Annotated in this window: 10 protein-coding genes; 9 read left to right on the plus strand and 1 reads right to left on the minus strand. The window is 71.8% G+C overall.

Annotated features, from left to right (window positions below):
- Positions 1-439 precede the first annotated feature (439 nt).
- From hpnC to H180DRAFT_RS15455, 8 genes are all read left to right on the plus strand, one after another.
- Positions 440-1,354 carry a squalene synthase HpnC gene (hpnC, locus tag H180DRAFT_RS15420; RefSeq protein ID WP_055486634.1) on the plus strand — a complete coding sequence of 305 codons (915 nt, stop codon included), beginning with the start codon at positions 440-442 and terminating at the stop codon, positions 1,352-1,354.
- A gap of 7 nt (positions 1,355-1,361) precedes the next feature.
- The gene (hpnD, locus tag H180DRAFT_RS15425) at positions 1,362-2,303 is read left to right on the plus strand and encodes a presqualene diphosphate synthase HpnD (protein WP_055486635.1); all 942 of its coding nucleotides are present in this window, start codon (positions 1,362-1,364) and stop codon (positions 2,301-2,303) included.
- Positions 2,300-3,877: a hydroxysqualene dehydroxylase HpnE gene (gene hpnE, locus H180DRAFT_RS15430; protein WP_079100132.1), complete on the plus strand. Its 1,578-nt coding sequence runs from the start codon at positions 2,300-2,302 to the stop codon at positions 3,875-3,877. Before hpnD ends, hpnE begins: the two co-directional genes overlap by 4 nt.
- Positions 3,874-4,944, plus strand: coding sequence for a polyprenyl synthetase family protein (locus H180DRAFT_RS15435; protein ID WP_055486636.1), 1,071 nt, complete (start codon positions 3,874-3,876; stop codon positions 4,942-4,944). Before hpnE ends, H180DRAFT_RS15435 begins: the two co-directional genes overlap by 4 nt.
- Positions 4,945-4,993: 49 nt before the next feature.
- Complete coding sequence (shc, locus tag H180DRAFT_RS15440) at positions 4,994-7,009, plus strand: squalene--hopene cyclase (protein ID WP_055486637.1); 2,016 nt, start codon at positions 4,994-4,996, stop codon at positions 7,007-7,009.
- Positions 7,006-7,698, plus strand: coding sequence for a phosphorylase family protein (locus H180DRAFT_RS15445; RefSeq protein WP_055486638.1), 693 nt, complete (start codon positions 7,006-7,008; stop codon positions 7,696-7,698). Before shc ends, H180DRAFT_RS15445 begins: the two co-directional genes overlap by 4 nt.
- Before the next feature lie 7 nt (positions 7,699-7,705).
- Positions 7,706-8,719: an adenosyl-hopene transferase HpnH gene (gene hpnH, locus H180DRAFT_RS15450; RefSeq protein ID WP_055486639.1), complete on the plus strand. Its 1,014-nt coding sequence runs from the start codon at positions 7,706-7,708 to the stop codon at positions 8,717-8,719.
- Positions 8,720-8,800: 81 nt separating this feature from the next.
- Entirely contained in the window at positions 8,801-10,183 is a 1,383-nt protein-coding gene (locus H180DRAFT_RS15455; protein ID WP_055486640.1) for an aspartate aminotransferase family protein, read from the plus strand.
- A 20-nt stretch (positions 10,184-10,203) separates the two neighbouring features.
- Here the strand turns inward: H180DRAFT_RS15455 and H180DRAFT_RS15460 are convergent, their stop codons facing one another.
- Positions 10,204-10,995 (minus strand): tyrosine-protein phosphatase, encoded by a 792-nt coding sequence (locus H180DRAFT_RS15460; protein WP_055486641.1) that lies wholly within the window; start codon positions 10,993-10,995, stop codon positions 10,204-10,206.
- 738 nt (positions 10,996-11,733) lie between these two features.
- Between H180DRAFT_RS15460 and H180DRAFT_RS15465 the strand changes: the two genes are divergently transcribed.
- Positions 11,734-13,731: a sensor histidine kinase gene (locus H180DRAFT_RS15465; protein WP_254666033.1), complete on the plus strand. Its 1,998-nt coding sequence runs from the start codon at positions 11,734-11,736 to the stop codon at positions 13,729-13,731.
- The last annotated feature ends 42 nt before the right edge of the window (positions 13,732-13,773 follow it).

The raw sequence follows: 13,773 nt of genomic DNA on the forward strand, positions 1-13,773 counted from the left end.
CGGAACCACCGCGCCGGCCACGGCGCGGACCGCCGGACCCGCCGCCCGGGCCGTCCGCGGAAGCGGCACCTCGCTGACGGCGACGGCGAGGCAGCCCCCGCCCGAGCCCCGCCGCCGGCGTCACGGCCCGCCCGGTTGGAGAGGCCGCGCGTGACGGCTGCTTCGTCCCTGCCCGCCGGGCGACGCATGCCGTGGCCGGAGCGCGACTTCGCCGGCCCCGTCGCGGGTTCCCGCGCGCCGGGCGCCCGCCGGTGCGTGTGCCGCCCTCACCGGCAGTCCCGGCGGGCCGGACCCGCGCCCTGCCTGCCCGTTCGGGGCCGCGCGTGGGGCTGCTGCGGGCCGCCCCTCGCCGCCGTGCTGGAGCGGCGTGTCCGAAATAGGATGTTTTGACCCAGCGGTGTAGAAACGGAGATGTGACGGCAATGGCTTCTGGCAGCACGTGGTGAGCGCGGAGGCGGACGCCCATGCGCGTGCCGTCCTCGCCAAGGCCACGCGGGAGAACTTCCCAGTGGCGCCCGGATTCCTGCCGCGTGAGTGGCGCTACGACCTGATGGCCGTGTACGGGTACGCGCGGCTCGTCGACGACATCGGCGACGGTGATCTCGCCCCCGGCGGCCTCGACGCGAAGTACCTGGGGCTCGGCCCCGAATGGGGCAGCGAGGCCGGAGCCGACCGGCTCGCAATGCTCGACGCGTTCGAGGCCGACCTGCGCGGCCTCTTCGAAGCCGGACGTCCCGCCCCCGCACACCCCCTGCTGCGGGCCCTCGCTCCGACCGTGCGCCGCCGGAACCTGACGCCCGAACCGTTCCTCGCCCTCATCGAGGCCAACCGCCAGGACCAGAAGGTCCGCCGCTACGCCGACCACACCGAACTGCTCGGCTACTGCGAGCTGTCGGCCAACCCCGTGGGCCACCTCGTCCTCGCCATCACCGGAACCGCGACCCCCGAGCGGATCCGTTACGCGGACGACGTGTGCACCGGGCTCCAGATCGTCGAACACCTCCAGGACGTCGCCGAGGACCTCGGCCGCGACCGCATCTACCTTCCCGCCGAGGACATGGCCCGCTTCCACGTCACCGAGTCCGACCTGGCCGCCCCGAGTGCCAACGCGTCGGTTCGTGCCCTGCTGGCCTTCGAGGCGGACCGTGCCCGCGTGCTGCTCTCGTCGGGCGACCCGCTCGCCGCCAGCGTCCGCGGGCGCCTGAGGCTGCTGCTGGCGGGCTTCACGGGCGGTGGACGCGCCGTCCTCCGCGCCCTGAGCCGTGCCGGATACGACGTACTCCCAGGACCTCCCCGGGCCACCACGCGCGGGCTGCTGCGCGAGGTGGCCGCAACCCTGCGACGAGAGGGGTGAGCGGACCGTGGACAGAGCCCGGCCCGTACCGTACGTGCCGCCGTCGGTGGCGGCCGCGTACGACTACTGCGAGTCCGTCACGGGCCAGCAGGCCCGCAACTTCGCCTACGGAATCCGGCTGCTCCCGACCGGGAAGCGCCGGGCGATGTCCGCGCTCTACGCATTCTCACGGCGCGTCGACGACATCGGCGACGGCCCTCTCGACCAGTCCCTGAAGATCGCCAGGCTGGAGCAGACCCGCGAGCTGCTGGGACGCATCCGTGAGGGCGCCATCGACCAGGACGACACCGACCCCGTCGCGGTCGCGCTCAGCGACGCCGCACGCCGCTACCCTGTCCCACTGGGCGGGCTCGACGAACTGATCGACGGAGTCCTGCTGGACGTGCGCGGCACCAGGTACGACAGCTGGGAGGAGCTGGAGGTCTACTGCCGGTGCGTGGCCGGTGCGATCGGCCGGCTCTCTCTCGGCGTCCTCGGAACTCTTCCCGGTGTGGGCGACGCGGTCCGCGCCCCCGAGTACGCCGACACTCTCGGCCTGGCGCTCCAGCTCACCAACATCCTCCGGGACCTGAGGGAGGACGCCGTTCACGGACGTACATATCTGCCTGCCGAGGATCTTGAGAAGTTCGGCTGCTCCGCCGACTTCCACAACGGCGAGGCGCAGCCCGGCAGCGACTTCAGGGGACTCGTCCATCACGAAGTGCAGCGCGCCCGCGCCCTGTTCGCGCAGGGATACCGGCTGCTGCCGCTGCTCGACCGCAGATCCGGTGCCTGCGTCGCCGCCATGGCCGGCATCTACCACCGTCTGCTGGAACGTATCGCCGCCGATCCGCACGCGGTGCTGCGCGAGCGTGTCTCGCTCCCGAACAGGCAGAAGGCGTACGTCGCCGTGCGCGGGCTCACCGGCGTCGACGCACGGCACGCAGCGAGGCGGAGCGCACGCGCATGACCGGATCCGACACCGGGCCGGCAGCCGCTCACGCCACCCGCGAGCGTCGTGCCGTTGTCGTCGGCGGCGGGATCGCCGGCGCCACAGCAGCGCTCCGGCTCGCCGACGCGGGCGTGCCCACCACCCTCCTCGAGTCGCGTCCGCGGCTGGGCGGCCTCGCCTTCTCCTTCCGCCGGAACTCGCCGGCCGGCCCGCTCACCGTCGACAACGGGCAGCACGTGCACCTGCGTTGCTGCACCGCCTACACCTGGTTCCTGCAGCGGATCGGCGGCGTGGGGCTCGCACCGCTGCAGCGCCGACTCGATGTGCCCGTCCTCGACGCGGCAGGCGCCCGGCCCCTGTTGAGCAGGCTGCGACGCAACTGCCTGCCCGTACCGATGCACTTGGCCGCGTCGCTGGCCACCTACCGGCACCTCACACCGGCCGAGAGAGGCAGGGCGGCCCGCGCGGCGCTCGCCATGGACGCACTCGACCCGGCCGATCCGGCCCTGGACGACGTCGACTTCGGGACCTGGCTGCGCGCGCAGGGCCAGAGCGACCGTGCGATCAGCGCCCTGTGGGACCTGGTGGGCACCGCCACGCTCAACGCCCGTGCCCCGCACGCCTCGCTGGGCCTCGCCGCGACGGTCTTCAGAACGGGACTGCTCTCCGCGCCGGGTGCCGCCGACATCGGGATCTCCCGCGTGCCGCTGGGGCACCTGCACGACACGCTCGCCCGCGGAGCCCTGCGTGCGGCAGGCGTGAACGTCCTCACGCAGACCCGCGTGCGTGCCGTCGCCGCGACGCCCGGCGGAGGCTGGACCGTCTCCGCCGGCGACGGGCGGGGAACGGCCGCGGAGCACTACGCAGACGCCGTCGTGCTGGCCGTGCCCCAGCGCGAGGCGCACGGGCTGCTGCCGGAGGGGGCGCTGCCGTCGCCGGAGAGGCTGCTGCAGATCGGCACCGCCCCGATCCTCAACCTCCATGTCGTCTACGACCGCCGGGTGCTGCGTCGGCCCTTCTTCGCCGCGCTCGGATCACCCGTCCAGTGGGTCTTCGACCGCACGGGCCCCTCGGGCCTCGGCGGCGGCCAGTACCTCGCCGTCTCCCAGTCGGCCGCGCACGGGGAGATCGACCGGTCCGTGGCGGCCCTTCGGGAGCGGTACCTGCCGGAACTGGCACGGCTGCTGCCCGCGGCCCGCACCGCCCGCGTCGTCGACTTCTTCGTCACCCGCGAACGCACGGCCACCTTCGACCCGCGCCCCGGCGTCGGACGGCTGCGCCCCGCCTCCCGCACCGCGGCGCCGGGTGTCTGCCTCGCCGGAGCTTGGACCGATACCGGCTGGCCGGCGACGATGGAGGGCGCCGTACGGAGTGGAATGACCGCCGCCAGGGAAGCTCTCACTGTCATGGGCCGCCGGTACGACAATGATCAGGTACCCGGCACCACACGAGAGGGCGGTGGCATGATCAGCGCCGACACAGACGGCATGTCCGGCCGACGCAGACGGACGACACCGCAGGATTCCCCCACAGCAGCACCGCGGTCAGCGGTACCCGCACGCACGGCACCGAACGCAGAGGAGACCCCGTGACCACGGCGAACCAGCAACCCGTCGTCGAGAACACGAGCGTCAGCGCTCTGCTGGAGCGAGGAAAGCGCCTCGCCACCCCGCTCCTGCGCGCCTCGGTCGAGCGGCTCGCTCCACCGATGGACACCGTCGCCGCCTACCACTTCGGATGGATCGACGAGGCCGGATGCCCCTCGGAGGCCGACGGCGGCAAGGCCGTACGCCCGGCGCTCGCCCTGCTCTCGGCCGAGGTCACCGGGGCGCCGCCGGAGACCGGCCTGCCCGGCGCCGTCGCCGTGGAACTGGTGCACAACTTCTCCCTGCTGCACGACGACCTGATGGACGGGGACGAGCAGCGGCGCCACCGCGACACCGTCTGGAAGGTGCACGGCCCGGCGCAGGCGATCCTCGTCGGCGACGCGCTCTTCGCCCTGGCCAACGAAATACTGCTGGAGGCGGGCACCCCCGAGGCCGGCCGCGCGACACGGCGGCTGACGCGGGCCACGCGCAAGCTCATCGACGGGCAGGCGCAGGACATCTCCTACGAGCACCGCGAGCAGGTCACGGTCGAGGAATGCCTGGAGATGGAGGGCAACAAGACCGGTGCGCTGCTGGCCTGCGCCGTCTCCATCGGCGCGGTGCTGGGCGGGGCCGACGACCCCACGGCCGACGCGCTGGAGTCCTACGGCTACCACCTCGGGCTCGCCTTCCAGGCGGTCGACGACCTGCTCGGCATCTGGGGCGACCCCGATGCCACGGGCAAGCAGGCCTGGAGCGACCTGCGGCAGCGCAAGAAGTCCCTGCCCGTGGTGGCCGCGCTCGCCTCGCCCCCCCCCGCCGCCACCCGTCTGGCCGAACTGATGCGGGCGGACGCGAAGAAGAGCCAGGCCGAGATCGAGGACTTCGACGAGGCGGAGTTCGCCACGCGTGCCGCGCTGATCGAGGAGGCGGGCGGCCGCGAGTGGACCTCGGGGGAGGCGCAGCGGCAGCACGCCACCGCTCTCGCGGCCCTCCAGCCCCTCGACCTGCCCGCGCACGTGCGCGATCAGCTGACCGCGCTGGCCGACTTCGTCGTCGTACGCCAGCGATGACCGCACCCCGGCGCTCGCCGCGTCGCCGGGTCCTCTGGAAGGTATTGAGATGACAGCGACGACGGACAGTGGCGCCGGGGCCATGGCCGCCACCGCGGTGCCGGCGGCTCCCGAGAGCCTCGTGGGCCGAGCGGAACACGCGACCGCCCTCGCCGTGGAGGACCTGCTCGCCAGGCAGGACGCGGCGGGCTGGTGGAAGGGCGACCTGGAGACCAACGTCACCATGGATGCCGAGGACCTGCTGCTGCGGGAGTTCCTCGGCATCCGCGACGAGAAGACGACGCGGGAGGCGGCCCGCTTCGTAAGGTCCCGGCAGCGGGAGGACGGCACCTGGGCGACCTTCCACGGCGGTCCGGGAGACCTCTCGACGACCATCGAGGCGTACGTCGCGCTGCGGCTCGCCGGGGACTCCCCGGACGCACCGCACATGGCGCGGGCCGCGGCATGGGTGCGCGAGCAGGGCGGAGTCGTCGCCAGCCGGGTCTTCACCCGGATCTGGCTGGCGCTCTTCGGCTGGTGGCGCTGGGCAGACCTGCCCGAGATGCCGCCGGAGATGATCTGGCTGCCGAAGTGGTTCCCGCTCAACATCTACGATTTCGGCTGCTGGGCCCGGCAGACGATCGTCCCGCTCACCGTGGTGTGCGCGAAGCGCCCCGTCCGTGCGGCGCCGTTCTCGCTGGACGAGTTGCACCGCGACCCGGCCCGCCCGAACCCTCCCCGGCCGATGGCCCCCGCGTCCACCTGGGAGGGCTTCTTCCAGCGCCTGGACCGGAGCCTGCACGCCTACCGCAAGGTCGCCTCCCGCCCGCTGCGCCGGGCCGCGCTGCGCAGCGCCGCCCGGTGGATCGTCGAGCGGCAGGAGAACGACGGCTGCTGGGGCGGCATCCAGCCTCCCGCCGTGTACTCGCTGATCGCCCTGCGCCTGCTCGGCTACGACCTGGACCACCCGGTCATGCGGGCGGGCCTGGCGGCCCTCGACAACTTCACCGTCCGCTACGAACCGGGCCGGGGCGGCGGGCAGGGCGAGGAGCAGGACGGTCCGATGCGGATGGTCGAGGCCTGCCAGTCCCCGGTGTGGGACACCTGCCTGGCCGCCATCGCCCTCGCCGACGCCGGCCTGGCCCCCGACCACCCCGCGCTCGTCAAGGCGGCCGGCTGGATGCTCGGCGAGCAGGTCCTGCGGCGCGGCGACTGGTCCGTACGCAAGCCCCAACTGCCGCCGGGGGGCTGGGCTTTCGAGTTCCACAACGACAACTACCCAGACACCGACGACACCGCCGAGGTCGTCCTCGCCCTGCGCCGCGTACGTCATCACGACCAGGAGCGTGTGGAGACCGCCGTACGCAGGGCCGTGCGCTGGAGCCTGGGCATGCAGTCCAGGAACGGAGCCTGGGGCGCCTTCGACGCCGACAACGACAGCACCTTCCCCAACCGGCTCCCCTTCTGCGACTTCGGCGAAGTCATCGACCCGCCCTCCGCCGACGTCACGGCGCACATGGTGGAGATGCTCTCCGCCGAGGGAAGGCGCGACGACCCACGGGTGCGCAGGGCCGTCTCCTGGCTGCTGTCCGAACAGGAGGTCAGCGGCGCCTGGTTCGGACGCTGGGGCGTCAACTACATCTACGGCACCGGCTGCGTGGTGCCCGCGCTCGTCGCCTCGGGGCTCGCGCCCTCCCACCCGGCCGTCCGCCGCGCCGTCTACTGGCTGGAGAGCGTCCAGAACGGCGACGGCGGGTGGGGCGAGGACCTGCGCTCCTACCGTCCCGGCCAGGAGCGCGAGTGGGCCGGACGCGGCACCTCGACCGCCTCGCAGACCGGCTGGGCCCTGCTCGCACTGCTCGCGGCGGGCGAGCGGGACTCGATGGCGGTGGAGCAGGGGATCAACTGGCTCGTGCGGACGCAGCGGGCGGACGGCACCTGGGACGAGCCGCACTTCACCGGCACCGGATTCCCGTGGGACTTCTCCATCAACTACCACCTCTACCGGCAGGTCTTCCCGCTCACCGCCCTGGGCCGCTACCTGCACGGCCCGGGCACCGGAACCGGGCGGCAGGACGAGAGATGACGGTCTCCGGTGACCGCGGCCCTCTCCTGATCGCCTGCGCGATGGGCATCGAGCGGCTCGCGCTGCGTCGCTTCGGCGTCATCCAGCAAGGGGCGGCCGGGCCGGTCACCGTACTGCGCACCGGGATGGGTCCGCTGGCCGCCGGGCGCGCGGTCGCAAGGGCGCTGCGGGACGAGCCGGAGGCCGGTGGCACTGCCGTCGTGGCGACGGGATTCTGCGCCGGGCTCCTGCCCGGCATGCATCCCGGCGACCTCGTCGTGGCCGACGAGACACGGGACGCGTGGGGCCGCACGGAGTGCACCCGCACGGAGCTGCTGGCCGAGGCGCTGCGTCCGTACGGAACGGTGCACGTGGGGCCGCTCGCCGGCTCCGCGCACATCGTGCGCGGGCCCTCACGCTCCGCCCTGCGCACCGCCACCTCCGCCGTCGCCGCCGACATGGAGTCGGCCGCCACGCTCCGCACCGCCACGACGCCCGCCGGACGGCGCGGCGCGTCCGGCGGGCCGGACCCCTCGGCGCCGGAGCGGAGACGTCCCGTTGCGGCCGTACGGGTGGTGGTGGACGCGCCCGGACATGAACTGATCCGTCTCGGGACACTGCGAGGTGGAATATCGGCATTCCGCATGCTCAGCGGAGTTGTGCCCGCATTCCTCGAATGGCACCGATCCTTGCTGCTCCCCTGGAGGTGAGCGAGTCATGGCCATGCCTCTGCGTCAGACCGTCCGAATCGGCAGCTACCTCTTCCGGCAGAAGCTGCGAGGCCGCGAGAAGTTCCCGTTGATCGTGGAGCTGGAGCCGCTGTTCGCGTGCAACCTGAAGTGCGAGGGATGCGGGAAGATCCAGCACCCCGCGGGACTCCTCAAGCAGCGGATGCCGGTGGCGCAGGCGGTGGGCGCGGTGACGGAGTCCGGTGCGCCGATGGTCTCGATCGCCGGCGGCGAGCCGCTGATGCACCCCCAGATCGGTGAGATCGTCAGGCAGCTGGTGGCGAAGAAGAAGTACGTCTTCCTGTGCACCAACGCCATGCTGCTGCGGAAGAAGCTGGATGAGTTCACCCCCTCCCGCTACTTCGCCTTCGCGGTGCACATCGACGGGCTGCGCGAGCGGCACGACGAATCCGTCGCGAAGGAAGGCGTCTTCGACGAGGCGGTCGAGGCGATGAAGGAGGCCAAGCGGCGCGGGTTCCGCGTCACGACCAACTCCACGTTCTTCAACACCGACACGCCTCAGACCGTCATCGAGGTGCTCGACTACCTCAACGACGACCTGAAGGTGGACGAGATGATGATCTCGCCCGCCTATGCATACGAAAAGGCCCCGGACCAGGAGCACTTCCTGGGTGTCGAGCAGACCCGCGAGCTGTTCCGCAAGGCCTTCGAAGGGGGCAACAGGCGCCGCTGGCGGCTCAATCACAGTCCCCTCTTCCTCGACTTCCTCGAAGGCAAGGCGGACTTCCCCTGCACGGCCTGGGCGATCCCCAACTACTCCCTCCTGGGCTGGCAGCGGCCCTGCTACCTGATGAGCGACGGCTACGTGACCACGTACAGAGAACTCATCGAGGAGACCGACTGGGACGCCTACGGCCGCGGCCGTGACGACCGCTGCGCCAACTGCATGGCGCACTGCGGCTACGAACCCACCGCCGTGCTGGCCACGATGGGTTCCCTCAAGGAGTCGCTCCGTGCGGCCCGGGAGACCGCACGGGCCTGAGCCCGTACCTCCGCGGCGCGGTGGCACGCCATGCCGCCCGTATCACCACAAGGCAACCGACACCGTGAAGGGGGCCGGGAGATGAGCGACTTCGACCTCACCGAGTTGCTGGCGCAGCGCGGAGCCGAGCGCTACGAGCTGCACGCGCGGCACCTGAACCACCAGCAGCCGCGGATGCTGCGGACCATCGGCTTCGACAAGGTCTACGAACGGGCCGAGGGGGCACGGCTCTTCGACGCCGAGGGCCGTGACTACCTCGACATGCTCGCGGGGTTCGGTGTGATGGGGATCGGACGTCATCACCCCGTCGTGCGGCAGGCACTGCACGACGTTCTGGAGGCGCAGCTCGCGGACCTGACCCGCTTCGACTGCCCCCCGCTGCCGGGGCTCCTCGCGGAGCGGCTGCTCGCCCACGCGCCCGGGATGGAGCGGGTGTTCTTCGGCAACAGCGGCACGGAGGCCGTCGAGACGGCGCTGAAGTTCGCCCGGTACGCCACCGGCCGCCCGCGCATCCTCTACTGCGACCACGCCTTCCACGGGCTCACCACGGGTTCGCTGTCCGTCAACGGGGAGGCGGTCTTCCGGCGCGGGTTCGACCCGCTCCTGCCGGACACGGCCGTGCCGCTGGGTGATCTGGAGGCTCTGGAGCGGGAGTTGAAGAAGGGCGGGGTCGCGGCGCTCATCGTCGAGCCGATCCAGGGCAAGGGCGTGCACGCCGCGCCGCCGGGATATCTGGCCGCCGCCCGTGAACTGCTGCACCGCCACGGTGCGCTGCTGATCGTGGACGAGGTGCAGACGGGGCTGGGGCGCACCGGGGACTTCTTCGCCCACCAGCACGAGCCGGACGTGCGGCCGGACCTCGTGTGTGTCGCCAAGGCGCTCTCCGGGGGCTACGTACCCGTCGGCGCGACGCTCGGGAAGGACTGGATCTTCAAGAAAGTCTACTCCTCGATGGACCGGGTGCAGATCCACTCGGCCAGCTTCGGCTCCAACGCACAGGCGATGGCCGCCGGACTGGCGACCCTGGCCGTCCTGGAGAACGAGGACCTCACCGCCAGGGCGCGCCGCACGGGTGACCTGCTGCGCGGCCGGCTCGCGGCGCTCGTCGGGGAGTACGAGATGCTGCACGAGGTGCGCGGGCGCGGCCTGATGATCGGCATCGAGTTCGGCAGGCCCAAGTCCCTGAAACTGCGGGGGCGTTGGACGATGCTCCAGGCGGCACGCAAGGGACTGTTCGCGCAGATGGTGGTGGTGCCGCTGCTCCAGCGGCACCGCATCCTCACTCAGGTCTCCGGGGACGAACTCGAAGTCATCAAGCTCACACCGCCGTTGGTGATCGGCGAGCCGGAGGTGGACCGGTTCGTCCATGCCTTCAAGGAGATCATGGACGAGGCCCACGACGGTGGCGGCCTGATGTGGGAGTTCGGGCGGAACCTGATCAGACAGGCGGCGGCGAACCGCTGACGAGACAGGCTCCGCCCCCGTCAGCCCTCCTCGAGCAGCCTCTCCCGGAGACGCTCGCGCGTGGACCGCTCCAGGCCGAGCCCCTCGGTGAGGTACGGCTCGACGCCGCCCCACATCTCGTCGATGGTGTTGAGGGCGGCGTGCAGATAGGCGACCCGCGCGTCGAAGAGCGGTGAGAGCAGTTCCGCCACCTCGGGGGAGACGGAGCCCTGGGAACCGCGGTGCATCTTGTAGCGGCGGTGCGGGGAGTTGGACTGCAGATAGTCCTCCTCGATCGCCTCCTGTTCCACGCCGAGCGCCAGCAGCGTCACCGCGACGGAGAGCCCGGCGCGGTCCTTGCCCGCCGCGCAGTGCATCAGCGCGGGGACGCTGTCCTCCGCGAGGGAGTGCAGGATCCGGCTGTGCTCCACCGTGCGGTTCTTGATCATGGAACGGTACGAGGCGATCATGCGGGCCGCGCCCTGGCCGTCCGCCAGGACCGTCCGCAGCTGTTCCAGCTCGCCGTCGCGCACCATCTTCCAGAACTCGGCGCCGTCAGCCGGGTCGGACAGCGGGATGTTCAGGTTGCGCACGCCCGGCAGCTCCACGTCCGGGCCCTCGAGGGCCTGGTCGGCGGAGTTGCGGAAGTCGAAGACGGTGTGCAGCCCGAGGCCGCCCAGGAACGCGGCGTCTTCCGGCGTCGCGTGGGCGAGGTGGCCGCTGCGGAAGAGCATTCCGTGCCGCACCCGGCGCCCGTCGGCCGTCGGGATTCCGCCGAGGTCGCGGAAATTGCGTACCCCGGTCAACGTGGGTTCGGTGGACTGCTGGCTCACGGATGCTCCTCGTCTGCGCGACAGCCGGTGCCCGATCCGACGATACGACATGGGGGAGTGCGGGACCGGAGATGCGGGGACGGGAGATGACGCACGGTGCCCGGCCGGACGCGAGGGGTGCCAGGGGAGTGCGTCCGTGCTCTGAAACGCCTCTCCGGGGGTCGATTTCCGGCCCATTATGCGAGCTTGTGAATTGAGTGGCGAGTGCGTGTGCATGCGGTGAATATGCCTGCGTCAGTAAGCGGTCAAGGGTCCCCGATATATGCGTATGGGCACTTGGCCCCGGTTCGCTTTCCGAAACCGGGCGGCCGGATTTATTCCGATCCGGAAACGGTTCGTCACGATGGTGCCGGTGCCGCCCGGTACGGTCGGCCGGTGGGTCCAACAAGGCCCTGAAGCGGGCGATTTCGCAGATCAGCGCGTTTGTGGAAACGAACTCGACTTGTTCGGCGCAGAGTTGAACAGCTCCCTTGGCGGGCATGCCCGCTTCCGAGTAGGCGTGGCGAAGAGTAACTGTGGGGCCCTTCATGGGCGTTACGATCACCTGGCGTGCCCCGCACAAACGGCTGCGAGGTTCACTCTTAAGGAGCTGGCGAAGGGTGGCGAATATGTCATCTGCGTCCGCGATGAGTGGTTGTGCGCACTAGCGTGTCCGTGGCTCTGCCCGAGTCCATGCGCCACCGTGCTCGTGCTTCGTAGAGGCCCACCAGCAGACATCAAGTCAAACCGAGGAATCCGATGCCTGAACCCCCGAGCCATGCGGTGCAGTCAGGAAGGGGAGCACCCGGTCCCGCGCACGCCTCCGGGCCCCGCGCCGGGAACGCCCCGCTGCCCGTCGCTACGCCGGGATCCGACGGAGCGACCCTGCACGTCGGACCGGGAGCCCCGGGTGCGGCCGCGGCGAGCGGCTCCCGGCGGCGGCACGGACGCTCCCCGGCACCGCTGACTCAGGGCGACACCGCGCTCCGGCACAGCATGGTGCGCCTGGCAGTCCTTCCCGCGGTGATCGTCGCCGTGGCGGGCGCCGCGGTGGTGGCGTACGTCATGAGCGTCGAGGGGAGCACGGGTGCCTCGGGCTCGCCCGCGCAGGGTGCCGACGGCGCCGTGCTCTGGAGCATCCTCGGCGCTGCGCTCCTTCTCGTCTGCGGCGTCGTCTTCGGTGCCGCGCACTTCGCCACCGCACAGTCCCGCGACGCACTGGAGCGCCACACCGTGCTCCGCCGTTCCGTGGCACGCGGACGTTCCGAGATCCGCGCCCTGCTCAGCGCTCTGGAGCGGGGGGAGCGCCCCTCTGCGGGTCTCAGGCCGTTGCCGCCCCAACCCGCCCCAAACGCCGAGGCGTTCGAGCTGCTCACGTACGAGCTCGCCCACGCCCAGCACGCCGCCGAGAGGGCCGTCACCGACGCAGTGGCACTGGTGCGCAGCAACTCCAGCGGCAGCGAGGAGAAGGTCGAGGTCTTCGTCAACCTCGCCCGCCGTCTGCAGTCCCTGGTGCACCGCGAGATCGAGCTCCTCGACGAACTGGAGAACGAGGTCGAGGACCCCGACCTGCTCAAGGGGCTCTTCCACGTCGACCACCTCGCCACCCGCATCCGGCGCCACGCGGAGAACCTCGCCGTGCTCGGCGGCGCCGTGTCCCGCCGCCAGTGGAGCCGTCCGGTCACCATGACCGAGGTGCTGCGCTCCTCCATCGCCGAGGTCGAGCACTATCCCCGCGTCAAGCTCGTGCCGCCGATCGAGGGCACCCTGCGCGGCCACGCCGTCGCCGACGTGATCCACCTGCTCGCCGAACTCGTCGAGAACGCCACGGTGTTCTCCGCACCGCAGACCCAGGTGCTGCTGCGCGCGCAGCATGTGACGGCGGGTCTGGCCATCGAGGTCGAGGACCGCGGCCTGGGGATGCCCGTCGCCGAACAGGACCGCATGAACGCGGTGCTTTCCGACCCCGACCGCATCGATGTCGGGGAGCTGCTCCAGGACGGTCGCATCGGGCTGTTCGTGGTGTCGGCGCTTGCGCAGCGGCACGGCATCGTCGTGCAGCTGCAGAGCAACATCTACGGCGGCATTCAGGCTGTCCTGGTGCTCCCGCGTGAGGTGCTCGGCGACGAGCCCGCCGCCGGCGAACAGTCCGGAGCCGCGCACGGCGCGCGTGCCCACGGCACCGCGGAGGCGAACGGTGCCACGAGTGACACGGCGCCCCTGCCGCCCGCGAGGACGGAGAGCACCGAACACCCGCACGAGCGCCCGCCCTCCCCGCCGGGCACGCCCGGTGCCGCTCCCCCCGGAGCCCGCCGCCCGGCGGAGCCCGGAAGGCTCCCGTACGAGCCCGGCCCCCAGTCGCCCGCCCACTCCTACTCCGGGCGGCAGCCGCTGCCCCAGCCCGAGCGGTCCCCGTCCGCCTCCCCGTCCCCGTCGGCTTCTTCGTCCTCCGCCGCGGGGCAGGGTGCGCAGCCCCGCTTCCAGGCCCGGCCGCAACGCTCCGGGCCCGCCGGCGGTGCGGCAGCGAACAGTGATCGCCCCGAACTGCCCAGGCGCCGCCGCCAGGAACACCTCGTACCCGAACTGCGCGAGGCGCCCGCCGACCGCGGCGGGCGGGCGGAGGCCGAGTGGGACGCTGCGGCGCAAGGACACAATCCGGGCCTGATGGCAGCGTTCCAGCGCGGAACCAGCCTCGCGGAGGAGGCCGGTCGCGGCACCGACAGCACCGGACGCGGTGCACCTCACCCCGCCGGCTAGGGCTGTGCCGGTGCCTTGCCCGCGATCCCCCGGCCTTCGGCA

This window comes from Streptomyces sp. WMMB 322, from assembly GCF_900090145.1.
Taxonomy (GTDB): domain Bacteria; phylum Actinomycetota; class Actinomycetes; order Streptomycetales; family Streptomycetaceae; genus Streptomyces.

Excerpts from the sequence above, each read along its gene's own strand:
- H180DRAFT_RS15445 (WP_055486638.1), top strand. The coding sequence starts at position 7,006 with ATGACGGTCTCCGGTGACCGCGGCCCTCTCCTGATCGCCTGCGCGATG.
- H180DRAFT_RS15455 (WP_055486640.1), top strand. The coding sequence starts at position 8,801 with ATGAGCGACTTCGACCTCACCGAGTTGCTGGCGCAGCGCGGAGCCGAG.
- hpnH (WP_055486639.1), top strand. The coding sequence starts at position 7,706 with ATGGCCATGCCTCTGCGTCAGACCGTCCGAATCGGCAGCTACCTCTTC.
- H180DRAFT_RS15465 (WP_254666033.1), top strand. The coding sequence starts at position 11,734 with ATGCCTGAACCCCCGAGCCATGCGGTGCAGTCAGGAAGGGGAGCACCC.
- hpnE (WP_079100132.1), top strand. The coding sequence starts at position 2,300 with ATGACCGGATCCGACACCGGGCCGGCAGCCGCTCACGCCACCCGCGAG.
- shc (WP_055486637.1), top strand. The coding sequence starts at position 4,994 with ATGACAGCGACGACGGACAGTGGCGCCGGGGCCATGGCCGCCACCGCG.